This is a genomic window from Corynebacterium silvaticum (assembly GCF_004382825.2).
GTDB classification, from domain to species: domain Bacteria; phylum Actinomycetota; class Actinomycetes; order Mycobacteriales; family Mycobacteriaceae; genus Corynebacterium; species Corynebacterium silvaticum.
This window is the reverse complement of sequence record NZ_SDQO02000004.1, coordinates 109,234-136,111: the sequence shown is the minus strand read 5'-3', so window position 1 is coordinate 136,111 and position 26,878 is coordinate 109,234. Positions and strand designations below refer to the sequence as shown.

Genomic DNA, 26,878 nt, shown 5'->3' with positions numbered 1-26,878 from the left:
GTCACTGCTTTAAAGGTGTCAAGGGTTACTAACTAATATTCTCAATGTGGGGGAACTAGAAAATTCCTCTCTTGATACACGTCGCTCATCGTGATCTTTTTGTTACATGTTGCTGTATTCACGTTTCTAACGTGCACAGTTATGGGTAAGTGGAGTAATGTAACAGCGCTGTACTATGCGCCCGCACTCTTCGCACGATTGTGCGGCACGATTTCACCAGGCGCATCCAATTTTTCAGGAGACACTTTTGACCCGTCCAGAGTTTCGCAATGTAGCCATCGTTGCGCACGTTGACCACGGAAAGACCACCCTTGTAGACGCCATGCTGTGTCAGTCAGGCGCCTTCGATGAACACGCAGAGCTCGTCGACCGCGTGATGGACTCTGGAGACCTAGAAAAGGAAAGGGGCATCACCATTTTGGCCAAGAACACGGCCATTCGTCGTAAAGGTGCCGGCAAAGATGGTAACGATCTTGTCATTAACGTGATCGATACGCCTGGCCACGCTGACTTCGGCGGCGAGGTTGAGCGCGCCTTGAGCATGGTGGACGGCGTCGTTTTGCTTGTCGACGCCTCCGAAGGCCCGCTGCCACAGACCCGATTCGTTCTGGGCAAGGCCCTCGCAGCCAAAATGCCAGTGATCATCTTGGTCAACAAGACTGACCGTCCCGACGCGCGTATCGACGAGGTCGTCGAGGAGTCCCAGGACCTCCTCCTAGAGCTGGCCTCAGCCTTGGATGATCCGGAGGCTGCAGAAGCCGCCGAGCAGCTGCTCGACCTGCCGGTTCTCTACGCTTCTGGCCGCGAAGGCAAGGCATCTGTGGAAAATCCCGGCAACGGCAACGTACCTGAGGCTGAAGACCTGCAAGCGCTTTTCGACGTCATCTACGACGTTATGCCAGAGCCCACCGTCAACGTCGACGGAGCTTTGCAGGCACACGTGACCAACTTGGACTCTTCCTCCTTCCTAGGCCGCATCGGCTTGATCCGCGTGCACTCCGGAACATTGAAGAAGGGACAGCAGGTTGCCTGGATCCACTACGATGAGGACGGTAACCAGCACGTCAAGAGTGCTAAAATCGCCGAGCTGCTGCGCACCGTTGGTGTGACCCGCGTGCCCGCAGACGAGGTTGTGGCGGGAGACATTGCCGCTATCTCCGGCATTGATTCTGTGATGATCGGCGATACCCTCGCTGACCCGGAAAACCCTGTCGCTCTTCCTCGCATCACCGTTGATGAGCCTGCAATCTCCATGACCATTGGCGTGAACACGTCGCCAATGGCCGGCCGTGGCGGCGGCGACAAGCTGACTGCACGTGTGGTGAAAGCACGCTTGGATCAGGAACTGATCGGTAACGTGTCTCTCCGCGTCCTTCCTACTGAGCGTCCAGACGCGTGGGAAGTTCAGGGCCGTGGTGAAATGTCGCTGTCGATTCTCGTGGAAACGATGCGTCGTGAAGGCTTTGAGCTGACCGTCGGCAAGCCTCAGGTGGTTACGCAGACCATCGACGGCAAGCTCTACGAGCCTTATGAGCACATGGTTATCGATATTCCATCGGAGTACCAGGGCAACGTCACCCAGCTGATGGCTGCTCGTAAAGGTCAGATGCTGTCCATGGACAACATCTCTGATGACTGGGTACGCATGGAATACAAGGTTCCCGCGCGAGGCCTGATCAGCTTCCGTACCATCTTCCTCACCGAGACCCGTGGTACCGGTATCGCCAACTCCTACTCAGAAGGCACCGACGTGTGGGCGGGCGAAATCAAGGGCCGCGCATCCGGATCCCTCGTGGCAGACCGTTCCGGTCAGATCACCGCTTATGCTCTCACCCAGCTTTCCGACCGTGGCAACTTCTTTGTCGAGCCGGGCATGGAAGCTTATGAGGGTATGGTCGTTGGTGCCAACAACCGTGATGAAGACATGGATGTGAACATCACCAAGGAAAAGAAGCTGACCAACATGCGTTCAGCTACTGCCGACGCAACCGTCACCCTGGCCAAGGCACATGTGCTGTCCTTGGACGAGGCTATGGAGTTCTGTGGGCAGGACGAGTGCGTGGAGGTAACCCCAGACGTCCTACGCGTACGCAAGGTTGTTCTCAATGCCACCGAGCGTGGCCGTGCCCGTGCACGTGAGAAAGCACGCAACAAGTAAGATAGCTCGCATGATGAACAAGCACCGCGTTTTCCTAGCAACAGTCTCGGCCGCGGTGCTTGTGTCATGTTCGGCAAACCCCGGTCCCGCACCTGTGGAAAAGGAACCGGAAGCTACGCCCGCTAGTAGTGCGGCCAGTAGCACTTCGGCTGCGCCGAAGTCGGAAAAGAAAACCAAAAAGTCGGTGTCGATAGGCATAGACCCGATTACCGGGGGATTGAATCCGCACGTGTTATCGGATGACTCTGTGTTTGTTCGTGCGCTGGCCTCCCTCGTCCTTCCTAGCGCCTTCGTGGGAGGGGAGATCAATGCCGATCTTCTTACCTCCGCGCAGGAGATAGAGCCAGCCGCTGGCACGGGTGCCGTTCAGACAGTGCGGTATACCATTCGATCGGAAGCTCAGTGGAGCGATGGAACCCCCATCACGGTGTCTGACTTCCAGTATCTCTGGGATGCGAAGTCGACAAACCCGGGTGTCCTGGATGCGTCGAAGTATCGAGCAATAGCCGGCATTCGTTCCTCTAATGGTGGCCGCACAGTGGACGTGGATTTTGCTGCGAAGGTAGCCGATTGGCACACCCTCTTTTCCTCCCTCCTACCCAGCCACCTATTGCGCGATAGCGACGCCAGCTTCACTTCGGTCATGGCCCACAGTATTCCGGCTTCGGGGTGGAAGTACTCACTGGTGAGCGTCGATAAGCAGCGGGGAATTCTTACGCTTAATCGCAACGATCGATTCTGGGGCAAAAACCCTGCGAAGAATGAGACAATCACCTTCTCCGAGGTTCGCGACGTAACCCAGGGTGCGGAGATGCTGCGGACGGGGCAAATCCATTACCTTGACATCACTCCTACGGAGGTCGCCCGCGAGGCGTTCGAGCTCATGCCAAACACCCAGGTACGCACGCAGGAAAGCCCGCTGACGCTCCAACTGATCGCTAACCTTAACCTGAGCGAGGCCCAACGGGCCGAGTTGCAGTCGCTGGTGGACCGCCGATTGATTGCCAAGCTGGCTATGGGGCGTTCTAGTGATTTGGTGGTGGCGTCGGAAAGCTATGAGCCCCATGCGGAGCTGCTTACGTCGCTAGGAAGGGATGTGAGGATCGGCGTAGATCCCGCAGACCCACACGCAGAAAACGCCGCCCGTGCGCTTGTCGACCTTCTTGCTCGCCATGGGGTGGGGGCGAAGCTCGTGACCACGGACACCACCTCTCTCCTAGGCACGAAGCTTATCGACGGCAGCGTGGATGCCATCGTAACGTGGAATTCTGCGAACAATCTTGATCGCTACCAATGCTCACGACCCAAGCCGGCCACCAATTTCACTAACTGGTGCAACAAACAGACCGATGCCGAAATTAGCGAAGTGCTCGCTGGAACCCGCACGTCAGAGGACTTCAATGGCATCGCCGCCAACATCGAAACAAGTCAACATTTTACTACCGAGATCACCAAAGACCTGCGCCTACAAGTGCGCGGTAGCGGTATCGTAGGACCGGACCAACAGCTAGATCAATGGCCAGAAGACCTTGCAGCCCTGGCCACGTGGACACCCAAAGAGGACTAATGCGCGACCTTATCGGCAAAAAAGTAATAGCCGTCCATGCCCACCCCGACGATGAAGCCATCTGGACCGGCGGACTCATCGCAGAACTCTCACTCCGTGGCGCTGACGTCACCGTGGTGACGTGCACGCTAGGAGAGCAGGGGGAGGTCATCGGCGAACCTTATCAAGGGCTCGTCGCGGACGCGGCCGATCAGCTGGGGGGATTCCGGATTGGGGAGCTGTCGCGCTCCCTCTCTCTCCTAGGTGCGAGAGGGGAGCACCTTGGCGGGGCGGGATATTGGCGCGACTCGGGAATGATCGGCGATAAAGCAAATGAACATCCTCGCGCATTCATCTCCTCCGGTGAGGAAGCGGTGGAGCAACTCGCCGAGATTCTGGCGCAGATTAATCCCGACCTCGTGATCACCTACGGCCCCGACGGAGGATACGGGCACCCAGACCACATCCAAGCGCACACAATTACTCACGAAGCCGTTCGACGCGTGCCCGTCGCCCGCATCATCTGGGCCGTCACTGATAAGATAGACCTTGACACAGGGCTCGATGCCATCAGCGCCGTTCCCGAAGCTTGGCGACGCCCGCGCCAAAATGAAATAGCGTGCGTCGAGAACGTCGACATCCGTCTCCTACTGAGCGACGAGGCCTTCGCTAGGAAAAAGGAAGCGATGAAAGCCCATGCAACCCAACTCTGGATTGCAGACGGATCCACAACTGCGACCAATCCCCACGCCGCCATCGCTGGCATTAGCGATCCGAATGCGGCGCCGGCTGTTTTTGCGTTGAGCAACTTGATCGCCCAACCTCTCCTACGCACGGAGTGCTACCAGATGGGCCAAGGCCCCCTTCCTAGCGGCGTCGACATTGTCGCAGAACTAGTGAGATAAAAGAGTGGCTGAACACATAACAAGCGATGACAACCGTTCCTACGTATACCAAGAATTCAGTAGGGGAGAAGCCGCATGGGGGCTCTTCTGGCTCTCCCTAGGAGGGGTTATCTCCGTCCTCCTAGAAATCGTCTATCTCAACACCTGGGTCGGACCAGTGCCTGTGCCTTATACCGTCGCAATCGCGTTCTTATTCAACATGGTTCTGACAAAAACAGCGATGTTGTGGACTAAAAATTCAGCCATTGCGCTTATCCCAATGTATGCGTGGGCGTTGGGATTCTTTGGGCTCATGGTAGCGGGAGGCGTGACGGGCGACCAGTTGCTTGGGGCAAGCCTCCGCCCCCTCCTACTCATGATCGCAGGTTTTGTAGGAGGCGGTTGGCCTCTGCTGCGCGGAAAGTGACATAATGAATCGAATCATCCGAATACGTGAAGTGGAGATCTATAAGCAATGACGTACACAATCGCACAGCCCTGCGTTGATGTCATGGATCGAGCATGCGTTGAGGAATGCCCAGTCGATTGCATCTACGAGGGAAAGCGTTCCCTGTACATCCACCCCGATGAGTGCGTCGACTGCGGAGCCTGCGAACCTGCGTGCCCGGTCGAAGCAATTTTTTATGAAGACGACGTTCCAGACGAGTGGCTGGATTACAACGATGCCAACGCCGCATTTTTCGACGACCTCGGCTCCCCGGGCGGCGCGGCCAAACTCGGCCCGCAGGACTTCGACGCCAAACTCGTAGCCGACCTCCCTCCACAGGCGTAAAAACATCTTCAAAGGACGGACCATGAGCCGCAGCCCGCTAGGAACAAAGCTTCCCGATTTCCCCTGGAACTCCCTCGCAGAAGCAAAAGCCAAGGCACAGTCGCACCCAGACGGAATAATTAACCTCTCCGTGGGGTCGCCTGTCGACGAAGTATCCCCAGGCATTTGCCTCGCACTAGCGGAAGCCGCTGCAGCTCCTGGCTACCCTCAGACCATCGGGACGCCCGAACTTCGCGACGCCATAATCGCATCCCTGGCCAGGCGCTACAACATCCCCTGCGTAGGAGGGGTGCTGCCGGTTGTCGGGACAAAAGAAGCTATTGCGCTCCTACCTTCTCTCCTAGGGATCAACTCCACCGTAGTAATCCCTGAGGTGGCATACCCAACTTATGAGGTCTCCGCTCTTATCGCAGGTGCCACCCCCAAGCGCAGCGACGCCCCCCACACCCTTCCTAGTCCCGAAGACATCGACCTCGTTTATCTCAACTCCCCATCGAACCCCACAGGCAAAGTTCTCAGCATCGAGACACTGCGCGAGATCGTGGCGTGGGCGCGCGAAAACAATGTCATCATTGCTTCCGATGAGTGCTATTTGGGGCTGACCTGGGAAGGCGAAGCGGTGTCTATCCTAGATCCGCGCGTCAACGATGAGGACCAAACAAGTCTCCTAGCGATCCATTCGCTCTCAAAGACTTCCAACCTCGCCTCCTACCGAGCAGGTTTCTTAGCCGGCGATGCGGAGCTGATCGCCGAGCTCACCGAAGTGCGCAAGCATGCAGGCCTTATGATTCCTGGACCAATCCAAGCTGCAATGACTGCCGCGCTCAACGATGACGACCAGGAGACTTTCCAGAAGCTACGCTACGCACGTCGCCGCGCAACTCTCCTACGCGCGCTTGTCGACGCGGGCTTTACCGTCGAAGACTCAGAGGCTGGTCTTTATTTGTGGGCGACACGAGGAGAAAACTGCCGTTCCACAGTGGAATGGTTTGCTGACCGAGGCATCCTCGTTGCACCCGGAGATTTCTATGGTCCTAGCGCGGAAAAACATGTTCGCATTGCTCTTACATCCACTGATGAGCGAGTGACAGCTTTTGCAGCACGCTTGCAAAACTAAAGATCAACGGAGTTACTTTCACTGCGGACTTGATTTAGCAGATCGGACTTATGCGGAAAATTCTACCGACTGTTTCTACACACGGTAGGTCCTATAAATAAGAGCGTTAAATTTTATGGATATGCCTCAAATTGGGGTTTCGATATCGTGCGGAAAGGTTTCTTATCTGTCACTAGGAGAGTGGAAGTTGTCGTTATCTGCCGCTGCTAGAGCGTTACGTGACAAGATTAGAGTTTATGAATCCTGTGTCGGGAGTTTTGAGAAGTTTCGATTACCGCTACAATCAACAAGGTTAATTGCCCACTAGGAGGAGAGACTCGGTGTCCGAGAATTCTAAAATACGGATGACTAGGAGCCTGCGACAGTTCATCCAATTCGGAATCGTTGGTGGATCCGGCACCGTAGTGAACCTAGCGGTTACAGTCCTAGCCAAGAAAATTGCTTGGTGGGTAGGAGAGGTGTCTGAGCATGACGCCTTTTACAATCTTTTAGGCTCTTCTTTCCATGTTCGTTGGTACCACGTTTTTATGACGATTGCTTTTGTTGTCGCCAATACGTGGAATTATCAGTTGAATAGGATGTGGACGTTTAAAGCCGCCCATATGACGTCGTGGTGGCGAGGTTTCTTCCCCTTCCTACTCACGGGAGTAGGAGCGTTTTTCGTGAGCCAGGTGGTGGCAACGTTGCTGATGAACCCGACGTCGCCGATTACGTTGTCGCCGGTGATTTTCGATGATTCTTCGGGATTGCGCACAAAGTTCTATTGGGCCAGCGCTATTTCGATTGTGGTGGCAATGCCGGTGAACTTTATTATCAATAAGGTGTGGACGTTTAGGAAGCCAAAGACGGTGGTCGTTCAGGTGGCCGAGCCGGTATAAGGCCAGGCGCGGGGAGGGCTAGACGGCTACCCCGAAATGCTGGCAGGCCCAGTATCGGCCAGATTTTCTGGCAAGGGGGAGGATGCTGGCACGTGGTTGTGCAGTGGGGGATGGGGGTTGTAAACCGGCGCGGCCGGTATGTGGCATGCGGATGTAGTGGCCGTTGCTGGGTAGGAGGGGGTTGTCGTCGTTAAGCTTGTTGTGCGTTGAGCAGCAAGCGACGAGGTTTTTGAGGTTTGTTTCGCCGCCGAATTGCCATGCTTGGAGGTGGTGAATTTCGCAGTTGTTGGCGAGCCTGTGGCAGTGGGGGTCGGCGCAGGTGAGTTGATCGGCGGTGAGGATGAGGCGCTGCTTTTTGTTGGCGTATCGTTTGGTGCGGAAAAGGTCGACAGGCTCAGGGACACCGTCCTGATTAAGGGCGTAGATGATCGCGTAGCCGAGATCCGCTAGGAGGTGTTCTGCAAGGTCTTTGGCGGGGATGAGCGCGCCGTCCGTGGTGGCTAGCATGCCGTCGCCAATATGCGTGAGACCATCAGCGGGTAGGAGGATGAGGCCTTCACGACGCGGAATGTCCGCAGCATCATGACGCAATATGCTCTGCTTCAGCGCCAGCGCCAAGGCGTGCGAATAAGTGAGTGTGGGGTTGTGGCGTCGTAAGTGCCGTGCCAGGGAGTTGAGCTTTTCGCTGATGGCGCTGGCATCGTCGTCGTGAAGCGAAGCGTGCACATGGCGCATCCCATCCGCATCGGTGTTGCGCGATATGCGAGCAGCCGGCGTTTGCTGTGGCTTCCCGCATTCACTATTGAGCGCGACGACTTGCGCCGCTGCCTCCGCTTTCGCTTCGAGCACGGTCTTGCCCCGAGCCCACTGATACAACCGCTTGCGGAGGGCCTCCCTGCTTATCGACGCCTCCCTGGACAGCTTGCTCAACGTAGCATTAGTAACTCGCAGAATCTCTATGCCCAAGTGATTGGCCTCAGCTATAGCAATAGCTTCCTGACGCTGCCGCGACTCCCTCTTCGCTCCAAACAGATCGCGGCCCAACTTCAGCACCGACCCTAGCCACTGAGGATGGAAACCAAACTGCGCTGCGATATCCTCCCTGGAGGTCGTCGCGCTCAACTCAAATAGAAACCTAAACCTGGCAATCTGAATGCCGCTGGTGGAATAGACGGAGAAAGCCCCTTCGATGTTCATAGCGATGAGGCTAAGACATGGAAGGGGCCTCCCTCTTTCTCCTAGGGACTGAGCGCCACAAACCTGTGGAATATGGCTTAATTCGTCCCGATACCTGTGGAATTCTCGCCAGGTAGTTGCGCTTTTTCAAAAGGTCGTCTAACAACAACCAAGCTCACTAGGAAAAGGATTGCGACCATCGTTAGCGCAGACAACAACTCAATTCGCGCATGTGCGTCACTGAGCATAAGTGCTGCGAGGCCGGCGAGGACGATGAGAGTGAAGCTCGTCAGCCACGGGTAGGCCCACATCCTCACTCCTAGGGACGGAACCAAAGCCTCAAGCCTACGACGCAGCTTCAGCTGGGAAACCGCAACAAACGTCCAGACCGTGAGCAACGACGCGCCCGCGGCATTGAGTAGGAAAGAGAGCAACCAACCGGTATCGAGGTAGTTAAGCACCACCATGACAACACTGAGAATCACCGATAGGAAGATCGCGGTCGTCGGCACGCCTCGTTTGTTCACCCGAGCAAACACTCGAGGCGCTTGTCGACGCTCCGCCAACGACATCATCATCCTAGAGCTGGCATAAATCTGAGCGTTAAATGCGGACAACAAAGCCAAAACAATGACAACTTCCATTGTACCTACGACACCGGGTATGCCGGCGATCGCTAAAACTTGGGAAAATGGACTCTCAGCGGCACTCTGCGCCTTTCCTAGCGATGAATACGGTAGGAGGAGGACGATCACGGCGACGGATCCAAGATAGAAAATACTGATGCGAGTAATCGTGGTTCGTACGGCGTTGACCAAAGATCGTTGCGGGTCCTCAGATTCAGCGGAAGCAATGGCTACGACCTCGATGCCACCAAAGCCGAAAGCAACCGCTAGGAGAGCCGCAGCGATACCACTGAGTCCATTGGGCATAAACCCTTCGTTTTCGATCTGATTGAGTCCCACGAAGTCATGGCCGGGCAGGAGACCCGTGACTAGGAGGAAGCCGACGACCAAAAAAAGAACCAAGACCGCAACTTTGATGAACGCGAACCAGAACTCGAATTCGCCGAAAACTCGCACGCGTAGGAGATTGATGGTGCCAAAAACTACAACAAAGAAAAGTGCAGGAACCCAAGGCGACACTCCTAGCCACGATGCAACAAATCCCGCGGCCCCGGTTATTTCAGCGCCTAGGACAGCGACGGTGGCGAGCCAATAAACCCATCCCTGGATAAAACCTGCCCAGTGTCCAATCCCGGCGTCTGCATATTCAGAAAAAGAACCGGAAGCTGGTACTACGGATCCCATCTCGCCGAGCATGCGCATAATCATGACTGCGATAAATCCTGCGATGATATAAGCAACAATGACAGCGGGGCCCGCGGCTTTAATGCCAACGCCTGTCCCTAGGAAGAGGCCGGCGCCGATTGTTGATCCCAATCCCATCATTGTGAGATGTCGGACTTTCAGTCCACTTCCTAGTCGCGTGGTGTTTTCGCTTGTCATGACAGGGGGTCTTTCCGAGGCAAGAGGGGAGAAGAACAGCGACGCCGCCGTTCTTTTCCCCTTCTGGATATTCGTTAGGTGTATGAGTGAGGGCTAGTTCGAGTGCAAGTCGGTGTTGAGCTCAACCGCTTCAGTTTTCCACGCAGTCGCTTCAATCGCACCGCTGATGGAGTTGCGGCGGAACAAAACGTTGTTGGCTCCTGCGAGTAGGAGGGCTTTGGTGCTGTCGCCGTCGTTAAGCTTCAATGCCTCAGCGACGGCACCACGGATGATGACTTTGGAGCCTGCGGTGACGTAAAGGCCTGCTTCGATGACGCAGTCGTTGCCGAGCGGAATGCCGCAGCCAGAGTTAGCGCCTAGGAGGCAGCGTTCGCCGAGCGAAATAACGTGCTTCCCTCCGCCGGAGAGCGTTCCCATGATGGACGCGCCGCCACCGACATCCGAGCCGTCTCCTACTACGACGCCGGCAGAGATTCGGCCTTCCACCATCGACGCCCCCAGGGTTCCGGCATTGAAGTTAACGAATCCTTCATGCATGACTGTGGTGCCTTCGGCAAGGTGTGCGCCGAGGCGGACCCGGTCGGCATCGCCGATGCGAACGCCGCTAGGAAGGACGTAGTCGACCATGCGGGGGAACTTATCCACAAGATGGACAGTAACTGGGCCGCGTGCCTGGAGCTTTGCGCGGGTCATCTCGAAGTCACTGATCTGGCAGGGGCCGTAGTTAGTCCACACAACATTGGTCAGGAGGCCAAAAATCCCATCGAGGTTTTGGCCGTGAGGTTTGACCAATCGGTGCGAAAGCAAATGCAGGCGCAGATATGCGTCGTAGGCGTCGCTAGGAGGGGAGGAGAGGTCCGAGATTCCGGTGCGGATTGCTTCACGACGCACACCTCGATCCGCATCCTCACCAACGAGACTGCGGAACTCAGCAGGAATATCGTCGCCCTGGAGTGTGACGGTTTCGGTATCGGTGGGGGTGTCGAGACGCGGAGCCGGGAACCACGCGTCTAGAACGGTTCCATCTTCGGTGATGGTTGCAAGTCCAATAGCTAGTGCAGAAGTCATGTGTGGGAGTCTACTTACTCTTCTTCCTAGTGAGGAATGACAAGATAATCAGGGCCGTAAAGACAACGGCTACGGAGGTGATTTGGCTGCGAGATGAATCGTCGGAAAGCATAAGCGCGGTGAGCCCAATAAAACCGACAACGGTAAACCAGCCGAGCCATGGATAGCACCACATGCGGACCGTGGTGATCTCCCCCTTTTCCACGAGCTCAGGGTGCAGCTTGATGTAGGACAGTGAAATCATGACCCAGATGACGATGAGACACCCTCCTACTGCGTTGAGTAGGAAGCTGAGGAGGCCCGCGGGGTTCCAATACTGAAACCCAACGGAAGCGAACGCAAAAAACATACTCAGGAGTACCGCTGCGATCGGAACGCCTTCACGGTTCGTTGACGCAAACATCCTAGGGGCGTTTCCTCGTTGCGCCATGGAATGTACAAAACGAGAGGTTGCGTAGATCTGCGCGTTGAAAGCGGAGAGCAAAGCAACAACGATGATGGCTTCCATGAAACCAACCACACCTGGGATATTGGCCATTCCTAGGATGATGGTGAAAGGAGACTGCGCCGCAGTCTTTGCCCCGCCGATTTGGTTGTACGGGAGTAGGAAGCTGATGACGAGCACTGAGCCCAGATAGAACGTCGAAATTCGCCAAATTACTGAGCGCACTGCCGTGGCAATGGCGGTCTTGGGGTCTTCTGATTCCGCTGCGGCGATCGTGACGATTTCAGTGCCACCAAATGCGAAGGCGACGGCTAGGAGACCAGTGGCAACTCCTGTGATTCCGTTGGGCATGAATCCGTCGCCGAGGAAGTGTTGCGTTCCTACGTAGTCGTGTCCCGGTAGAAGACCGAAGATGAGCAAAACGCCAACAATGAGGAAGACAATGATGACCGCAACTTTGATAAACGCGAACCAAAACTCGAACTCGCCGAAGCCGCCGACTTTGGCAAAGTTAATCACTGCAAAAAATACAACGCACACCAGTGCTGGTATCCATGGGTCGATTCCAAACCATTGACCCATGATCGCTGCCGCGCCGGTCATTTCTGCGCCGAGGACCATGGTGAGCATGAACCAATACAGCCAACCTAGGCTGAAACCTGCCCAGTGGCCGAAGGCCTGTTCTGCGTAGACGGAAAAGGAACCGGAGGCAGGGCGAGCCGCCGCCAGCTCTCCTAGCATCTGCATCACAAAGACGACGAAGATACCGGAGATGATATAGGCGATAAGAACAGCAGGGCCGGCAGCCGCAATTCCTACTCCCGTCCCTAGGAAGAGGCCGGCGCCGATTGCCGATCCTAGTCCCATCATCGTGAGGTGCCGGGTCTTAAGTCCGCTTCCGAGCCCGGTCTCGGAGGTTGCTTCAGTCATGAGAAGACCTTAACCCCACATGCGCTCGGAATATAATCAATCACTAGTTAATTTTATGTCCCTACCCTCGTGCAGGTGCGCTGACTAGGAGAAGGAGTGGACTACAGGCTCCGGATGCCCGAACTCCATGCGGACACAAAAGTTGGATTTTCCACGCAGTGATTCGGCTGTGCAGCGCTGTTGCGATGAGGCGTCGTAGATTTGTGTTGCCGGGTCAAGCACGATGTTGTTGCAGATGGTTACGTTGTCGCCAAGGTCGATTCCAATGACAGCAGCGCCAAGTCCAAGTTTGCAGTTGTTTCCTACTCGCAGGCGTTTGGTGTTTTTGTCGGGGACTAAGGAAGCAGAGATTCCTAGGTCGAGGTCATTGCCCACGACAGTCCCAGCGTAGAGGCGGCCTTCGACGCGTCCTTGTCCAAGGGTTCCGGTGTTGTAGGAGACGTAGCCTTCGCGTAGGACTTTGGTTCCCGGGGCAAGATGCGCTCCTAGTCGCACGCGCTCGGCTTCGGTGATTTCTACGCCGCTAGGAACGACGTAGTCCACCATGCGGGGAAGCTTATCGATCCCGTAGACATGAATGAGCCCACGTGAGCGCAAGGATGTGCGGACGTTTTCAAAGTCATCGGGTAAACACGGGCCTTTGTTAGTCCAAGCGACGATCGCTAGGAGATCGGTGGCGTTGTCCATGTTGATGTCATGAGGTCGCACGATGCGGTGGGAGAGCAGGTGGAGCCGGAGGTAGACGTCGTGAGCGTCGATAGGAGGGGAGGAAAGATCCGCGATGGTGGTGTGGACGGCGACTTGTTCGACGTGGCGGTCTTCGTCGATACGCACGAGATTGAGGAGCTTGGGCGATATGTGGTGCGCTCCTAGGCGGGTGGTGCCTGTGGGATGCATGGGGGAGCTGGTGAGCCTGGGAGCAGGGTACCAAGTGTCGAGGACTGTTCCGTCCATTGCGATATTTGCTATCCCTGTGGCATCGGCGCCGTGGTGAATCATGGTGAAAAGATTAGTAGCCACGTCAACGTTTCACTAACTTCATTGAGCCTCCTTGCCAAGGCGGGCTGTATTCTGTGTAGTCATGTTGGACTTGACTGCTAACCCCATTGAACTCACCCGTGCGCTCGTGGATATTGAAAGCCCTTCCCACCACGAGGAGCACATTGCGGACCTGATCGAACAGGCCTTGAAGTCCATTCCTCACGTCGAGGTGCTTCGCCACGGGAACACCGTGGTCGCTCGCACGCATCGGGGACTAGGAAGCAGAGTTATCCTCGCCGGGCACATCGACACCGTCCCCACAGCGGATAACGTTCCCTCCACCCTCATTGACGACGTCCTTTTTGGCTGCGGAACCGTCGACATGAAATCCGGCATGGCCGTATACCTGCACGCTTTTGCCACACTCGCCAACGCTGAAGACTTAACGCAGGACCTGACGATCGTCTGCTACGAAGGCGAGGAAGTCTCCAGCGAATTCAACGGATTAGGCCATCTGCAGCAAGCTCACCCCGAATGGCTCCACGGCGACATCGCGTTACTAGGAGAGCCGTCAGGTGCCGTCATCGAAGCCGGCTGCCAAGGCTCTATCCGCCTCCGGATCACAGCGCGCGGCGTGCGGGCGCATTCGGCACGTTCGTGGCTAGGAACGAACGCCATGCATCTCCTAGCGCCTGTTATTTCCCGAATCGCTGACTACGAAGCGCAGGAAAAGCTTGTCGACGCCTGCCTCTACCACGAAGGCCTCAACATCGTGCACTGCGAATCCGGCGTGGCCACCAACACCATCCCCGACGAAGCCTGGATGTTTGTGAACTTCCGCTTTGCCCCGGATCGCAGCCTCGATGAGGCGATGGCGCACATGCTGGAAACTCTCTCCCTTCCTAGCGGCGTCAGTTATGAGGTGGATGATGCGGTGCCCGGGGCGCGCCCTGGGTTGGATCGTCCGGCCGCTGCCTCTCTCCTACGCGCAACGGGTGGAAAATTCCGTGCTAAATATGGTTGGACTGACGTGTCGCGTTTTTCCGAAATGAGAATCCCTGCAGTTAACTTTGGCCCTGGCGACCCTTCCTACTGCCATAAGAAGGACGAGCAGTGCCCGGTCCACATGATCACAGATGTCTCCAACACCTTGTTGGCTTACCTTCGCGCCTAGGAGAGAGAATGAACGCAGAAAAGCTACCCTCAGCAGAAAAACGACGCCTATTGCGCGGTCCCGTTTTGATCCGTGAATCCAAAGACGAGCAAGCCGGGACCTACGATCAACGTCTCCTAGAGTTCCCCGCCGACAATGGCTGGCTTCACGACGACCCATGGCGCGTCCTACGCATCCAAAGCGAGTTCGTCACTGGCTTCGATGCGCTTTCCCAGCTGCCTCCCGCCGTGACGGTGTTCGGCTCTGCACGAATCGGCGCCGATCACCCCTACTACGACATGGGCGTGCGCCTAGGAAAAGAACTTGTCGACGCCAACTACGCCGTCATCACCGGCGGCGGCCCCGGACTTATGGAGGCTGCTAATAAAGGGGCCTGTGAAGCAGACGGCCTTTCCGTCGGCTTGGGCATCGAACTCCCGCATGAGCAAGGCATCAACAAATACGTCGACTTAGGGCTCCACTTCAGGTACTTCTTTGCGCGCAAGACGATGTTCCTCAAATACTCGCAAGCTTTTGTCTGCCTCCCCGGCGGTCTAGGGACACTCGACGAGCTATTCGAGGTTCTGTGCATGGTCCAAACCGGCAAAGTGACCAACTTTCCCATCGTGTTACTAGGAGAGGGATTCTGGGGCGGCATGGTCGAATGGCTCAAAGATCGCCTCGTCGCAGAGGGAATGATCGCGGAGAAAGACTTAGACCTCTTCCTAGTCACGGACTCGGTGGAAGAAGCTGTCGCTCATATTGTTGGCACGCACACAACGCTATTTGAGCCTGTGAAGGATAAAACTCAAGATGCCTAGGAGCCTTCCTAGGCACTGAAGGCTTAGCCACGGTCATGGCGATCGTGAATAGGACGCCCGATTCCTTTTACGACCACGGCGCAACTCATGCTTTCGATGCCGCAGTCGAGCGCGCGGGCGCGGTAATTGCAGCCGGCGCCGGGATCGTGGACATCGGTGGGGTCAAAGCTGGGCCAGGTGAATTCGTGTCAATCTCTGAAGAGATAGACCGTGTGGTTCCGGTGATCGCTGCGGTGCACGAGGCCTTCCCCGAGACGACCATTTCGGTGGACACGTGGCGCGCGGAGATCGCCGAATTAGCGGTCGACGCCGGGGCAGCGCTCATCAACGACACATGGGCAGGCCACGATCCAGAACTCGTGGAGGTCGCTGGTGACCGCCGGGTCGGCTATGTCTGCTCGCACACCGGCGGGGTCGTCCCTAGGACAAGGCCGTATCGCGTGCATTACGACGACGTTGTGTCCGCAGTCATCGACGAAACCACGCGGCAAGCGGAACACGCGGTGTCCCTAGGAGTGCCCGAGGACAAGATCTTCATTTACCCCACTCATGATTTCGGTAAAAACACTTTTCATGGGCTTGAACTCCTGCGCCGAATCGACGACATCGTGACGACCGGCTGGCCAGTCCTCATGGCGTTGTCCAATAAGGATTTTATTGGGGAAACGCTTGCTCGGAGCGTCGATAAGCGGGTGCCTGGCACCCTGGCTGCAACGGCATGGTCTGCGGAGCGGGGCGTGGCGGCGTTCCGTTCGCATCAAGTAGAAGAAACAATCGACGTGATTAGGATGACGGCGGCGATTCAAGGAACGACCCCTCCACTGAAAACAACCAGAGGTTTGGCGTGAAAATCTCTGTGGTGATCCCCGTGCTTAACGAGGAAGCGACGGTAGGAAATGTTGTGCGCGTGGCGGCTGCGGCACACCCGTGGGAGATCCTCGTCATCGATTCTGATTCCACCGACGCAACTGCGGCCGAAGCGCGCCGGGCGGGCGCTCGCGTCCTGAACTGGAAAGAACCCGTGGCGCTGCCACCGCGACGAGGAAAAGGGGAGGCCCTCTGGCGAGGAGTGGCCGCCGCCACCGGCGACATCATCGTATTCCTAGACGCTGATTTAACGGAGATCGCGCCAACGATTGTGACCGATCTGGCGGCACCTCTACGTGACCCGAACATCCACCTAGTCAAGGCCGCGTACCAGCGGGCCTTTGCTTCCTCTCCTAGTGGCGGTGGGCGCGTCACTGAACTGACGGCAAAGCCACTGCTGCGCGCCGTGTTCCCGGAACTCACAAGAATCACTCAGCCGCTAGGAGGGGAATATGCGATTCGCGCTGACAACGCTCGCAGCCTGCCTTTCGTTGACGGCTACGGGGTGGAGGTTGGATTGCTTATCGACGTCGCCCGCCTCCACGGCTCGGCTGCGATAGCAGAGGTGAACGTCGGCAGGCGTGCCCATCGCAATCGGCCGCTGGAGGAGCTTGCCCCGATGGCTGACGTCGTGGCGAGGACCATCCTAAGCCGCGCTGGTGTGGTGGAGCCGCGAGTAGGAGAGAGGCCTGCGCTAAAGTCCTTATCCTAGGGAGCAAGTAGAAAGGACTCGTGCTGCTATGGTGTCGTGGATTGTGCTCATAGTTTTATTAGTGATCTTCGTCGCTGTGCTGTCGTGGCTTCTGGGGATGTTGTTTGGGCGTGGGGAAGCCGCGGAGCCGCTGGGTGCGTCGATAGGCTTGACGAAGCAGAACGTGGAGGTTGTGCGTCGTGGTGACCTGGAATCGGTGCGATTTGATACGGTGCTGCGTGGGTATCGCCAGGACCAGGTGGATGCGGTGATCGGGGAACTTGAGCAGCAGGTGCGGGAGCTGCGGAGTCAAACACTTCCTAATGGAAGCGAGTAGACTGGTTGAGTGTGATGGTCGATAGTTTTTATCGACAAAGTTTTTCAATGCAATAGAGTGTAAGGAATCGGTGATTGCATGGCAGCCATGAAACCTCGTACAGGTAATGGGCCGATGGAAGTTGTTTTCGAGAGCCGCAAGATTGTGATGCGGATTCCTACCGACGGTGGTGGCCGTTTGGTCATCGAGCTTAACAAGGAAGAAGCCGCCGAGCTTGGTGCTTTACTGACCGAAGTATCTCAATAAAAATTATTTGATCAAGGAGCCCATGCAGCGTGCTTTCACATGTCATTGATGTTCTTGCCGATCCTACTGACGGAACACCACTGAGCTTGGTCGACGACTCCACGCGGCTAATGTCCGAATCCGGACACAGCTTTGATGTTGCACGTCAGGGCTATGTGACCCTCGCCGGAGGCGCTGGTCTGCGCTATTCCGGCGATGACACGTCGATGATCCGCGCCCGCGAAACCTTCCTATCCAGTGGGCACTTTGCACCATTCGTAGAAGCTGTGAGCGCTGCGGTTCATACCGTCCTCGACGAAGCCGGCGTTGCCGACGACGCCCACCCCACGATCTGCGAGATCGGCGCCGGAACGGGATACTGGATACTATCTAGCGCACACGCTTGATGACGTCGACAACTCCGTCGGGCTCGGCATCGACGTATCCGTTCCCGCCGCCAAACTTTTGGCAAAATGCCACCCGCGCGTAGGAGCTGTAGTCGCCGACGCTTGGTCCCGCCTTCCTATCCAAGACGCCTCTATCGATGCCATCACCGTCATCTTTGCGCCCAGGAACGCTTCCGAATTTGCTCGTGTGCTTAAACCAGGCGGCCAAGTCATCGTGCTCACCGCTGATACCGGACACCTCGGCGAGCTACGCGAGCCACTCGGCATCATCGATGTGGAACAAGGAAAAGTGCAAAGGATGATCGATCAGGCTGCCGGGCACCTTACACCAGTAGGAGAGCCGGAGCCTGTCCAATTCACTATGCGCTTAGACCAGGACTCGATAGCCACCCAAATCGGGATGAGCCCCTCGGCTCGACACATCCACCCGGATGTCCTGGCTGAGAGAATCGCAACGCTGCCGCCAGTGATGGAAGTAACGGCGAGGGCTATGATTACTCGTTTTACAAAGGTCTAACTCCCTTTCTTAAGGACGAAAAAGCCGGCTCCGGGAATGAAGAATTCCCGGAGCCGGCTTTTGTTGTGCCGTGAGACTAACGCACGGGTCCTTCCTCGTCTTCGTCTGTGAAAAGGACGCTCTTCATCGGGCGGATCTCGTCGGTGTGGGAGATACTTGCGCCTTCGCTAGCAACAACCGCGAATTCCTCGCAGTGTCCGTTGAAGTACACGCGGCTGGCCATGGCCACCTGCCCGCCGTCAGCGAAGACCTCGACGGTGGAGCCGTCCACGATGATCGTCATCGAGTCTGTATCGCTCTCAGTTAGCGGGGCGATAGCGATGTCATCGCCGAGATGCTGCGGATTCATGGATCTATCTAATTCGAGCAAATCGCCGCGGTGGGTGATCGTGGCTGCGACTTGGCCCGTGGAGTCGTGCAACTCGATGGTAATTTCTTCTCCTTCAGGAACATCCATGATGGACGTCCACATGGAGGCGTAGTCGGAGCTCTTAACGGCGCTAGGAAGGCCGGTTACGGGCGTGTGGTAAATCTTTCCACCCTGCAACGTCATCTTCCTAGGGAAGGACAAGCAGTTGGCCCATTTTTCTTCGATGAAGCTTAAGTGCTTGCTGGGGTCGTCGAGACGCCCGATTCCGTTCATGAGCCCGAACACATAAGCAGTGTCGTAGCGGTGCTCATCGAGGTCGCTGAGTGCCTCGGCGGTGTAGTTGGTGTTGCGCGGCCTAGTGAAGTCGTGCCCGTAGTCGAGTCGTTCGAAGGGGGCGTCGACGGTAAAAATACGGCCGCTGAGCGTTCCGACGAGGTATCCTGAGCGGTCGATGCCGCCGGTTTCTACGGTAACGATGAGGATGTCGTAAATGTTGTTGTCGACTTCGTCGCGAAGCCGGATAATGCGTGGAGCTACGAGTCTTTCGCCCTCAACTCCCGAGTCCCCAACGATTTTTAGCGGGCCACGCAAGGACCAATCGACGCCGTCGCGTGAATCAAGGACCGCAAGAGTAGGAGAGGCTACGTCGCCTGTCACGGCAAGCATGATCCAACCTTTATGCCCCTCCTCGCGATCGTCTTCGGTGGTCCAGTTGGGGACCACGCAGGGGGAGCGGAAGTTGTTGAGTCCTTCGCGGTCGTCGACCACCCTTCCTACGCGGCGCACATGCGGGTCGATCATGGAAGGATCGTCGCTGATGTCAGCGGCTGTGCTGTCGATTTCTGCGATTTCTGCCAAATGAACGGAGTCGCCGCTAGGAGAGACGGAGGTGAAATAGAGGTGGGCAGTGTTATCCGTATACGTCACTGACCCGGCACGCACTCGGATTTCGTCGTTGTCGGGGGCTAGGACGTCGTCGCAGATATCCCAGTCAAAAGGAGTTTCGTCGGCCACGGTGTGAGCCCATCGGGCACCGGACTCCAATTTGGGGCGGAACTGGTGGAAGACATGCCACGTTTGGCCGTCGAAAAGGGCCCCCGCTGGGGCATCAAGGACGCCGGTTTCCGGAGTGACGTGTAGTTCGGGGCGGTGTGCCATGAATTATTCTCCTAGCTCTTTACTTCCGTGGCGTGGATTTGTTGGTCTAAGTCATCTGGTGCCAAAGACGCCGTGCTGAAATCTTGGGTGAGAGGGAGCCTGAGCTGTAGGTCAGTCCCGGGGCATACCTCTATGGTTCCGTGGGTCATGGTGAAGTCGAGGACGTGACCACCGGCAGTACGGGCGTCGTCGATATAGTGGACATGGCAAACAGGGACACCGATGCCTTTTTCATAAACAGGAGTCCTAAATCCCGCGATAGTTCCGGTTGTGTCGTGGAATACGAGTTCGGCGTCATCGCAGGTTGCTTCTGTCATGGGTCGGTACGGTCGTTCTTGCTTGGTGACAGTTCTTACCGACACATGGCTGAACGTTCCCGTGATGCGAACGGCGTACATGTAGTTCTCGCTAGGAAGGAGGGAAGAGATAAACCTGCTGAGCTCTTCCCGTTTCATCCCGTGTGGTGCATCCGCGCTGATTCGCGGCACAAAGTTGGTTGCTATGGCGAAAGAGCTGCGTTGGTCAAGAGTAGCTACGCGTGCCGAGCCATCTCCGCGTAGCTGGTAGCAGACCCCGTCTAGAATGACCATTTCTCCATCGAGTGCGTCGAAGGTGCCGATGCCAAAGTTCCCGTGGCCGAGAAGCTCGCTGATGGAGATTTCGCCGTCGTAGATGCCGTCGAGAAGCGCGGTCATCAACGAACTCTGAAAAATAGTGTGGCGCTCAGTTAACAGAGCCTTATGGTCACTCATGCTCGCCTAGAGTAGTCGTGCTTCCTAGATCTTGCAGCGGTGCGCGACTAGGAGAGGGAGCGGTAAACATCAATGGTCTGCTGCGCAATCGACGCCCACGAGAAATCATTGACTGCTCGAGTCCGCCCAATGCTTCCATATGCCTTGACCAGGTGGGGACGCGCGATGAGTTCGTTGACTGCGTGCGCTAGGTCGCGTTCGAATCCTTCGGTGTCGGTCTCGTCGTAGTGGACTAGGTTTCCGGTGTGTCCGTCTACAACAACCTCGGGTATGCCCCCGACGTCTGAGGCGATGACGGCTGTGCCACAGGCCATGGCTTCTAGGTTGACGATTCCTAAGGGCTCGTAGATCGAGGGGCACACGAAGATGTCCGCGGCGCTAAGGATTTCTTGGATCTTTTCTCTGGGCAGCATGTCCTGGACCCATATGATGCCGTCGCGTTCGCTTTGTAGCTTCTCGACGAGCCCACGGATCCTTGCGGCAATCTCCGGAGTATCGGGGGCTCCGGCGCAGAGGACCAGTTGGATCTCCGGGTCAAAATGACGCGCGGCTTTGATGAGATGTTCGACGCCTTTTTGCCGCGTGATCCTTCCTACAAAGGCCACGATCGGACGATGGGGAGCTACCCCAAGCTCCATCAGCACAGAGTCTTCTGCCTGGCTGAACGTGGGGCGGGGGCGCCACAGATCGGTGTCTATGCCGTTAAGTACAACTTTGATCTTGTCGGCGTCGATACGCGGGTACGCCGCGAGCACTGATTCTTTCATTTTCGCGGAAACCGCGATGATGGCGTCAGCATTTTCCATGGCGTTGCGCTCAGACCAGGAAGAGATGTCGTAGCCGCCTCCTAGCTGTTCGCGTTTCCACGGGCGGTCTGGTTCGAGCGAGTGTGCGGTGACCACATGCGGGATGCCGTTCAAAAGACCCGCGAGATGCCCTCCTAGTCCCGCGTACCACGTATGAGAGTGGACAACATCTACGTCGCGTAGTGCGCTGGCCATGCGAAGCCCAGTGGATAGCGTGGCAATAGCTGCGTTGGAATCAGCTAGAGCCTCGTCGACGTCGTGGACGTAAACATCAGGTTCCGTTCGGAGTGCCCCCATGCAGTGCACCTGGACGGGAACGATTTGCCGCATAAAGCGGGTCAGCTCGGCGACGTGAACGCCGGCGCCTCCGTAGATCTCTGGTGGGTATTCCTTAGATAACATCGCAACTCTCATACTCTTGAGAGTAACTATGTCGCCGACATTTTGTTGAGTGTTGTGTATCCCAGTGCTGAAGATTTCCTGCGGAACTCATCATTTACCGTTACATTGGGCAGTGTGAGGAGCCAACAGAACGTCTTAGCAATCGTGCTCGCCGGAGGAGAAGGTAAACGCCTCTATCCGCTTACCGAGGACCGGGCAAAGCCCGCAGTCCCATTCGGCGGCACCTACCGACTGATCGACTTTGTCCTGTCTAATCTGGTTAACGCGGGGTATTTGAAGATTTGTGTGCTCACGCAGTACAAATCGCACTCCCTTGACCGCCATATTTCCCAGTCATGGCAGTTCAGCGGTCCGACCAGCCAGTATATTGCGTCCGTCCCAGCCCAGCAGCGCCTAGGAAAGCGCTGGTACCAGGGTTCGGCGGACGCTATTTTGCAGTCGCTGAACTTGGTGTATGACGAGATGCCGGATTACGTGATCGTTTTTGGTGCAGATCACGTCTACCGGATGGACCCTGAGCAGATGGTGGCCGATCACATTGCGTCGGGTAAGTCTGCGACAGTGGCCGGCATTCGGATCCCGCGCAACGAGGCAAGCGCTTTCGGCTGCATACAAGCAGACGAAAATAACAACATCACGGAGTTCCTAGAAAAGCCTCAGGACCCGCCGGGGATCCCCGACGACCCAGAGATGACCTATGCCTCCATGGGCAACTATGTCTTTAGCACCAAAGCGCTTATCGACGCCCTCAAAGTGGACGAATCCAACGCCGACTCCGATCATGACATGGGTGGGGACATCATCCCGTACTTTGTGTCTTTGGGAGAAGCCAACGTCTACGACTTCAACAAAAACGTAGTCCCGGGGTCAACGGAACGCGACCGCGGCTATTGGCGCGACGTCGGCACGATCGATGCTTTCTACGAGGCCCACATGGACCTTATCTCCGTGCATCCTATTTTTAATCTCTATAACCAGCAGTGGCCTATTCGCTCCACCGACCTTGGCGATCTCCCGCCAGCGAAGTTCGTGCAGGGAGGAATAGCACAGTCGTCGATGGTGGCACAGGGATCGATCATTTCTGCAGCAACAGTGAGAAATTCGGTGCTCTCCACAGACGTTGTTATTGAGGAAGTCGCCACAGTCGAGGGCTCAGTCCTCATGCCTGGCGTAAGGATCGGAAAAGGCGCGGTGGTGCGCCACTGCATCCTGGACAAGAACGTTGTGGTCTGTGACGGCACGCTTATCGGCGTAGACCGTGACCGGGACTCGCAACGCTTCCAAATCAGCCCCGGTGGCGTGGTCGTTGTAGGTAAAAACCAAGTGGTCTAAAAGGACACACGGCTGGGTGTGCGACTATACAAAGTCGCGCACCCAGTTACTTTTTGGTGACCAGAGTGATTCCGGCTCCTAGTGGGAGGCGCGCAACGATCACGTTATCGAGGGAAGAAATGTACTCGTCTGCTTCCCTTGCTGCGACGGTGTCCCGATCCTTCCTAGTCGCGTCGGCAAGCGTGCCGTCGAGAAGCGAATCCGCGAGGACTAGTACGCCGCCAGTGGCTAGGAGGGGGAGGGCGGCGTCGGTGAAGGCCTTGAGGTCCACAGGAGAGACCTCGCCATACACAATGTTGTAAGAATCTGCGGCCAGTCGTCCCATGACGTCGAGCGGACGAGAGGGGAGGAAACGGATACGCGATGGTGAGTATCCGGCGTCGCGGAACGTTTGCTTAGCTCGTTTTTGATGCTCCGGCTCGGGGTCGATGCACGTTAAAATCCCGGAGTCGCTCAACCCAGCAAGAAGATGAAGCCCAACGACGCCTGCGGCAGGGGTGACCGCGATAGCCCCCTGTGCACGTGCGGTAGCGGCTAGCGTGGTGAGGAGGGCGCCCGTCATTGTGTCGGGGAGCGCAAGTCCGAACTCTTGCGCATCCTCACACGCAGCGGCGAGGACATCGCCCACGGTGGTGGTCGACTCAATGTAGTCGCGGAGGTAATCGTTAGAAGCATTCACAGTGGCTAAGTTTAGGTAAAACACGAGAGAAATAGTGCACAACGCGCAGGTTGTGACGTCTGTGGCGTATGGGAATTGTTACCAAAAGTCGTGTTTGATCACGTTTTGGGAAAGATTGGGCTTTGACAGGGCTTTTCCAGACTTCTCGCTGGTTTTCCCCAGAAGAGTCGGGCACAATACGTTTCATGACATCGAACAGCGGTTCCCTTTCACTCACTTCACGCCTGGATCAGACACACGAGACGGCTGAGCTGAATGGAACTGCTGTATTTGATGCCGGCACCGGGGCAATGCCCACGTGGGGAGAGCTCGTAGCAGAGCACGCGGACAGCGTTTATCGCCTAGCATTTCGGCTATCCGGTAACCAGCATGACGCAGAAGACCTGACTCAAGAAACCTTTATGCGCGTCTTCCGCTCGCTGAAGAACTACCAACCAGGCACCTTTGAAGGATGGCTGCACCGGATCACCACCAACTTGTTCCTAGACATGGTTCGGCACCGCTCCAAGATTCGGATGGAGGCACTGCCCGAGGACTATGAGCGAGTGCCCGGCACCGACATGACTCCGGAGCAGGCTTATAACATCTCCAACTTAGACCCGGCGTTGCAAAAGGCCCTTGATGATCTTGGCCCAGACTTCCGCGTTGCAGTGGTTTTGTGTGATGTTGTGGGCATGAGCTACGACGAGATCGCAGATACCTTAGGCGTGAAAATGGGCACGGTTCGCTCACGAATTCACCGCGGGCGCTCCCAACTGCGTGCGAGTTTAGAGGCTGCGGCGGCGACTAATGAAGAGGCCCAACTCCTCCTACCGATGTCTCACTAAAAACAACGGTAAAGTACGAGGCGGAGGTGGAAAGAGTGACCCATGGACACCGCAACAGTAGAGCCGAAAAAATTCGGCACTTTGCCTCGGTTGAGCATCTTAACCCGGAAGCCGTAGCCGCGCTTGTCGACGACGAACTCAGCAGCTCCGCAGCACATCGCGCAAAAATACATCTGGTGCATTGCAAAGAATGCCGCGATGAGGTCGACAGGCAGCGTCGTGCCGCTGACCGACTCCGTGGGTCTACGCACTCAGAAATGAAGGCCTCCTCCGATCTCCTAGCCAAGCTGCAGGGGATAGCGCACTCCTGCCCCGAGGGCCCCAACGCGGAGGACATGGTTGTTGCCCCGCAAACCCTCCTAGACAAGATCGATGGCATGGCCCGGAACATTAGGAAAACAAGCCAAAACCTGCGCAATGCTCGAATGGCGGCGCTGAAACACCTTGATGAGCCGAACTCCCGCTAAGGTATAAGTGTGTTTTCTTCCATCGGTTGGCCCGAGATCATCACTCTCCTAGTGCTGGGCCTCATCATCATCGGGCCCGAGCGTCTTCCCAAAGTCATCGAAGACGTCCGCGCCGCCGCGTATGCGGCAAAGAAAGCGATCCACAATGCCAAAGCCGAGCTCAACGGAGATTTTGGCGCTGACTTTGAGGAGCTTCGGGAGCCAATCAACAAATTGGCTTCTATCCAACGCATGGGGCCAAAAGCAGCGTTGACAAAAGCGCTTTTCGACGGCGACCAGGAATTCATGGATACCTTTGACCCGAAAAAAATCATGGAAGATGACACCGCAGGGCAGGCGTATCGTGAACAGCAGGCGGGCGTCGAAAAGCCTCACACTCCGCCGGCCCCAGAAATACAAAAACCCCAGCCAAAGCAGGGCTTTAGCTGGGACGATATTACTTAACCCTTCCTAGTGACTCCCAAACCAAGGGATTTACCTGCAAGGGATTCTCTTCGGACCACGAGCTTGTCTGCAATCGCATGAATCGCTTGTCCAGCGGGGGAGTCCGGAGCTCCTAGCGCAAGGGGCACGCCGGCGTCCCCGCCTTCGCGCAGTCGGGGATCGAGGGGCACGCTGCCTAGGAGAGGGACGTTTGCTCCAGTGAGCGTCCGCAGCCGCTCAGCCATCGCTTCGCCGCCGCCGCTCCCGAACACGTCCATGACGGTGCCGTCGGGAAGCACCATGGCAGACATGTTTTCGATGACCCCGGCGATGCGCTGATGCGTTTGAATGCTTATCGACCCAGCACGCTCAGCCACCTCCGCCGCAGCCGCCTGCGGTGTGGTGACAACGAGAAGCTCGGCGTTAGGAACGAGTTGGGCCACCGAGATGGCGATATCACCTGTTCCTGGCGGGAGATCGAGTAGGAGGATGTCTAGGTCGCCCCAGAAAACATCTGCTAGGAACTGCTGTATCGCACGATGCAGCATAGGGCCACGCCAAACAACAGGGGCGTTTCCTTCCACGAAGTGAGCAATCGAAATCAGCTTCACCCCGTGAGCCTGCGGCGGCATGATCATGTCGTCTACAGCATGCGGCCGGTCCTCGGAGCCCAACATGCCGGGGACCGAGTGGCCGTAGATGTCTGCGTCGAGAACACCTACTTTTAAGCCTTTCGACGCCAAAGCCGTGGCGAGGTTCACCGTCATAGACGACTTTCCTACGCCGCCTTTGCCTGACGCCACCGCGAAGACTCGGGTAGTCGAATCAGGTTGTGCGAAGGGGATGACGGGTTCTTCAGTGCTGCCGCGCAGTGTTTGGCGGAGTTCTCGACGTTGGTCATCGGACATGACGTCGGTGCTCACACTCACCTCTCCTACTCCCGGAAGCTCTTCAAGAACTGCGCGAGTATTTTCTGTGAGGGTGCTCTTCATCGGGCAAGCGGCAATGGTCAGATAAATCTCGACGTGCACGTCGTTTCCGCTGATCACAATGGATTTCACCATTCCGATCTCAGTGATGGGACGGCCAATCTCGGGGTCTTCGACGCGTGCGAGGGCTGCGCGCACGGCGGATTCAGAAAGATTATGTTGAGTAGTCAT

Annotated in this window: 27 protein-coding genes and 1 pseudogene; 18 read left to right on the top strand and 10 right to left on the bottom strand. The window is 56.6% G+C overall.

Annotated features, from left to right (window positions below; all coding sequences use genetic code 11):
• Positions 1–247 precede the first annotated feature (247 nt).
• The 7 genes from typA (at position 248) to ET810_RS10435 (ending at position 7,376) form a co-directional block, all read left to right on the top strand.
• Positions 248–2,158 (top strand): translational GTPase TypA, encoded by a 1,911-nt coding sequence (gene typA, locus ET810_RS10465; RefSeq protein WP_087453740.1) that lies wholly within the window; start codon positions 248–250, stop codon positions 2,156–2,158.
• Positions 2,159–2,168: 10 nt separating this feature from the next.
• The gene (locus tag ET810_RS10460) at positions 2,169–3,725 is read left to right on the top strand and encodes an ABC transporter family substrate-binding protein (protein WP_171483244.1); all 1,557 of its coding nucleotides are present in this window, start codon (positions 2,169–2,171) and stop codon (positions 3,723–3,725) included.
• Positions 3,725–4,609, top strand: a complete 885-nt coding sequence (gene mshB / locus ET810_RS10455; RefSeq protein WP_087453741.1) for an N-acetyl-1-D-myo-inositol-2-amino-2-deoxy-alpha-D-glucopyranoside deacetylase — start codon at positions 3,725–3,727, stop codon at positions 4,607–4,609. Before ET810_RS10460 ends, mshB begins: the two co-directional genes overlap by 1 nt.
• A 4-nt stretch (positions 4,610–4,613) precedes the next feature.
• Complete coding sequence (locus ET810_RS10450) at positions 4,614–5,015, top strand: hypothetical protein (protein ID WP_087453742.1); 402 nt, start codon at positions 4,614–4,616, stop codon at positions 5,013–5,015.
• Between the two features lie 48 nt (positions 5,016–5,063).
• A complete protein-coding gene (gene fdxA, locus ET810_RS10445) occupies positions 5,064–5,381 on the top strand; it encodes a ferredoxin (protein ID WP_013241627.1) in 318 nt (105 codons plus the stop codon).
• Between the two features lie 22 nt (positions 5,382–5,403).
• On the top strand, positions 5,404–6,498 hold the full coding sequence (gene dapC / locus ET810_RS10440) for a succinyldiaminopimelate transaminase (protein ID WP_087453743.1): 1,095 nt from the start codon (positions 5,404–5,406) through the stop codon (positions 6,496–6,498).
• A 320-nt stretch (positions 6,499–6,818) separates the two neighbouring features.
• Positions 6,819–7,376: a GtrA family protein gene (locus ET810_RS10435; protein ID WP_087453744.1), complete on the top strand. Its 558-nt coding sequence runs from the start codon at positions 6,819–6,821 to the stop codon at positions 7,374–7,376.
• Positions 7,377–7,394: 18 nt separating this feature from the next.
• On the opposite strand, the gene ET810_RS10430 is transcribed toward ET810_RS10435, so the two are convergent.
• From ET810_RS10430 to ET810_RS10410, 5 genes are all read right to left on the bottom strand, one after another.
• On the bottom strand, positions 7,395–8,573 hold the full coding sequence (locus tag ET810_RS10430) for an HNH endonuclease signature motif containing protein (protein ID WP_134316016.1): 1,179 nt from the start codon (positions 8,571–8,573) through the stop codon (positions 7,395–7,397).
• A gap of 77 nt (positions 8,574–8,650) precedes the next feature.
• Positions 8,651–10,060: an amino acid permease gene (locus tag ET810_RS10425; protein ID WP_134316015.1), complete on the bottom strand. Its 1,410-nt coding sequence runs from the start codon at positions 10,058–10,060 to the stop codon at positions 8,651–8,653.
• A gap of 93 nt (positions 10,061–10,153) precedes the next feature.
• Positions 10,154–11,128: a 2,3,4,5-tetrahydropyridine-2,6-dicarboxylate N-succinyltransferase gene (gene dapD / locus ET810_RS10420; RefSeq protein WP_087453746.1), complete on the bottom strand. Its 975-nt coding sequence runs from the start codon at positions 11,126–11,128 to the stop codon at positions 10,154–10,156.
• A gap of 10 nt (positions 11,129–11,138) precedes the next feature.
• Positions 11,139–12,503, bottom strand: a complete 1,365-nt coding sequence (locus tag ET810_RS10415) for an amino acid permease (RefSeq protein WP_087453747.1) — start codon at positions 12,501–12,503, stop codon at positions 11,139–11,141.
• Positions 12,504–12,587: 84 nt separating this feature from the next.
• Positions 12,588–13,502 carry a DapH/DapD/GlmU-related protein gene (locus ET810_RS10410; protein WP_087454861.1) on the bottom strand — a complete coding sequence of 305 codons (915 nt, stop codon included), beginning with the start codon at positions 13,500–13,502 and terminating at the stop codon, positions 12,588–12,590.
• Positions 13,503–13,584: 82 nt separating this feature from the next.
• Here ET810_RS10410 and dapE point away from each other — a divergent pair, with 82 nt between their 5' ends.
• The 7 genes and pseudogenes from dapE (at position 13,585) to ET810_RS10375 (ending at position 18,502) form a co-directional block, all read left to right on the top strand.
• Positions 13,585–14,658, top strand: a complete 1,074-nt coding sequence (gene dapE, locus ET810_RS10405) for a succinyl-diaminopimelate desuccinylase (protein ID WP_134316014.1) — start codon at positions 13,585–13,587, stop codon at positions 14,656–14,658.
• Between the two features lie 8 nt (positions 14,659–14,666).
• Positions 14,667–15,458 (top strand): LOG family protein, encoded by a 792-nt coding sequence (locus ET810_RS10400; RefSeq protein ID WP_087453749.1) that lies wholly within the window; start codon positions 14,667–14,669, stop codon positions 15,456–15,458.
• Positions 15,459–15,493: 35 nt separating this feature from the next.
• Positions 15,494–16,306: a dihydropteroate synthase gene (gene folP / locus ET810_RS10395; protein WP_134316013.1), complete on the top strand. Its 813-nt coding sequence runs from the start codon at positions 15,494–15,496 to the stop codon at positions 16,304–16,306.
• Positions 16,303–17,037: a glucosyl-3-phosphoglycerate synthase gene (locus tag ET810_RS10390; RefSeq protein WP_134316012.1), complete on the top strand. Its 735-nt coding sequence runs from the start codon at positions 16,303–16,305 to the stop codon at positions 17,035–17,037. Before folP ends, ET810_RS10390 begins: the two co-directional genes overlap by 4 nt.
• A gap of 28 nt (positions 17,038–17,065) precedes the next feature.
• Complete coding sequence (locus ET810_RS10385) at positions 17,066–17,353, top strand: DivIVA domain-containing protein (RefSeq protein ID WP_087453752.1); 288 nt, start codon at positions 17,066–17,068, stop codon at positions 17,351–17,353.
• Positions 17,354–17,431: 78 nt separating this feature from the next.
• A complete protein-coding gene (locus ET810_RS10380; protein ID WP_087453753.1) occupies positions 17,432–17,599 on the top strand; it encodes a DUF3117 domain-containing protein in 168 nt (55 codons plus the stop codon).
• A 29-nt stretch (positions 17,600–17,628) separates the two neighbouring features.
• Positions 17,629–18,502, top strand: a pseudogene (locus ET810_RS10375) (methyltransferase domain-containing protein).
• Positions 18,503–18,578: 76 nt separating this feature from the next.
• Here the strand turns inward: ET810_RS10375 and ET810_RS10370 are convergent.
• The 3 genes from ET810_RS10370 to glgA are packed head-to-tail and all read right to left on the bottom strand — an operon-like array spanning position 18,579 to position 22,002.
• Positions 18,579–20,030 carry a glycoside hydrolase family 32 protein gene (locus tag ET810_RS10370; RefSeq protein WP_134316011.1) on the bottom strand — a complete coding sequence of 484 codons (1,452 nt, stop codon included), beginning with the start codon at positions 20,028–20,030 and terminating at the stop codon, positions 18,579–18,581.
• 11 nt (positions 20,031–20,041) lie between these two features.
• Positions 20,042–20,782 (bottom strand): acetolactate decarboxylase, encoded by a 741-nt coding sequence (gene budA, locus ET810_RS10365; RefSeq protein ID WP_134316010.1) that lies wholly within the window; start codon positions 20,780–20,782, stop codon positions 20,042–20,044.
• A gap of 47 nt (positions 20,783–20,829) precedes the next feature.
• A complete protein-coding gene (glgA, locus tag ET810_RS10360) occupies positions 20,830–22,002 on the bottom strand; it encodes a glycogen synthase (protein WP_134316009.1) in 1,173 nt (390 codons plus the stop codon).
• Between the two features lie 93 nt (positions 22,003–22,095).
• Between glgA and glgC the strand changes: the two genes are divergently transcribed.
• A complete protein-coding gene (gene glgC / locus ET810_RS10355; protein WP_087453757.1) occupies positions 22,096–23,322 on the top strand; it encodes a glucose-1-phosphate adenylyltransferase in 1,227 nt (408 codons plus the stop codon).
• 46 nt (positions 23,323–23,368) lie between these two features.
• Here the strand turns inward: glgC and ET810_RS10350 are convergent, their stop codons facing one another.
• Positions 23,369–24,001, bottom strand: a complete 633-nt coding sequence (locus ET810_RS10350; protein WP_087453758.1) for an O-methyltransferase — start codon at positions 23,999–24,001, stop codon at positions 23,369–23,371.
• A 185-nt stretch (positions 24,002–24,186) separates the two neighbouring features.
• Between ET810_RS10350 and sigE the strand changes: the two genes are divergently transcribed.
• The 3 genes from sigE to tatB are packed head-to-tail and all read left to right on the top strand — an operon-like array spanning position 24,187 to position 25,739.
• Entirely contained in the window at positions 24,187–24,828 is a 642-nt protein-coding gene (sigE, locus tag ET810_RS10345) for an RNA polymerase sigma factor SigE (RefSeq protein ID WP_087453759.1), read from the top strand.
• A gap of 35 nt (positions 24,829–24,863) precedes the next feature.
• Positions 24,864–25,295, top strand: coding sequence for an anti-sigma factor family protein (locus tag ET810_RS10340; RefSeq protein WP_134316008.1), 432 nt, complete (start codon positions 24,864–24,866; stop codon positions 25,293–25,295).
• A gap of 9 nt (positions 25,296–25,304) precedes the next feature.
• Positions 25,305–25,739 (top strand): Sec-independent protein translocase subunit TatB, encoded by a 435-nt coding sequence (tatB, locus tag ET810_RS10335; protein WP_134316007.1) that lies wholly within the window; start codon positions 25,305–25,307, stop codon positions 25,737–25,739.
• Here tatB and ET810_RS10330 read toward each other — a convergent pair.
• Positions 25,736–26,878, bottom strand: coding sequence for an Mrp/NBP35 family ATP-binding protein (locus ET810_RS10330; RefSeq protein ID WP_087453761.1), 1,143 nt, complete (start codon positions 26,876–26,878; stop codon positions 25,736–25,738). The genes tatB and ET810_RS10330 overlap by 4 nt on opposite strands.

What these genes read in the sequence shown, in the direction of transcription:
- ET810_RS10460 (WP_171483244.1), top strand. Translation starts at nt 2,169, where the DNA reads ATGATGAACAAGCACCGCGTTTTCCTAGCAACAGTCTCGGCCGCGGTG.
- mshB (WP_087453741.1), top strand. Translation starts at nt 3,725, where the DNA reads ATGCGCGACCTTATCGGCAAAAAAGTAATAGCCGTCCATGCCCACCCC.
- fdxA (WP_013241627.1), top strand. Translation starts at nt 5,064, where the DNA reads ATGACGTACACAATCGCACAGCCCTGCGTTGATGTCATGGATCGAGCA.
- dapC (WP_087453743.1), top strand. Translation starts at nt 5,404, where the DNA reads ATGAGCCGCAGCCCGCTAGGAACAAAGCTTCCCGATTTCCCCTGGAAC.
- ET810_RS10430 (WP_134316016.1), bottom strand. Translation starts at nt 8,573, where the DNA reads ATGAACATCGAAGGGGCTTTCTCCGTCTATTCCACCAGCGGCATTCAG.
- ET810_RS10425 (WP_134316015.1), bottom strand. Translation starts at nt 10,060, where the DNA reads ATGACAAGCGAAAACACCACGCGACTAGGAAGTGGACTGAAAGTCCGA.
- dapD (WP_087453746.1), bottom strand. Translation starts at nt 11,128, where the DNA reads ATGACTTCTGCACTAGCTATTGGACTTGCAACCATCACCGAAGATGGA.
- ET810_RS10415 (WP_087453747.1), bottom strand. Translation starts at nt 12,503, where the DNA reads ATGACTGAAGCAACCTCCGAGACCGGGCTCGGAAGCGGACTTAAGACC.
- ET810_RS10410 (WP_087454861.1), bottom strand. Translation starts at nt 13,502, where the DNA reads ATGATTCACCACGGCGCCGATGCCACAGGGATAGCAAATATCGCAATG.
- dapE (WP_134316014.1), top strand. Translation starts at nt 13,585, where the DNA reads ATGTTGGACTTGACTGCTAACCCCATTGAACTCACCCGTGCGCTCGTG.
- ET810_RS10400 (WP_087453749.1), top strand. Translation starts at nt 14,667, where the DNA reads ATGAACGCAGAAAAGCTACCCTCAGCAGAAAAACGACGCCTATTGCGC.
- folP (WP_134316013.1), top strand. Translation starts at nt 15,494, where the DNA reads ATGGCGATCGTGAATAGGACGCCCGATTCCTTTTACGACCACGGCGCA.
- ET810_RS10385 (WP_087453752.1), top strand. Translation starts at nt 17,066, where the DNA reads ATGGTGTCGTGGATTGTGCTCATAGTTTTATTAGTGATCTTCGTCGCT.
- ET810_RS10380 (WP_087453753.1), top strand. Translation starts at nt 17,432, where the DNA reads ATGGCAGCCATGAAACCTCGTACAGGTAATGGGCCGATGGAAGTTGTT.
- ET810_RS10370 (WP_134316011.1), bottom strand. Translation starts at nt 20,030, where the DNA reads ATGGCACACCGCCCCGAACTACACGTCACTCCGGAAACCGGCGTCCTT.
- budA (WP_134316010.1), bottom strand. Translation starts at nt 20,782, where the DNA reads ATGAGTGACCATAAGGCTCTGTTAACTGAGCGCCACACTATTTTTCAG.
- glgA (WP_134316009.1), bottom strand. Translation starts at nt 22,002, where the DNA reads ATGAGAGTTGCGATGTTATCTAAGGAATACCCACCAGAGATCTACGGA.
- sigE (WP_087453759.1), top strand. Translation starts at nt 24,187, where the DNA reads ATGACATCGAACAGCGGTTCCCTTTCACTCACTTCACGCCTGGATCAG.
- ET810_RS10330 (WP_087453761.1), bottom strand. Translation starts at nt 26,878, where the DNA reads ATGACTACTCAACATAATCTTTCTGAATCCGCCGTGCGCGCAGCCCTC.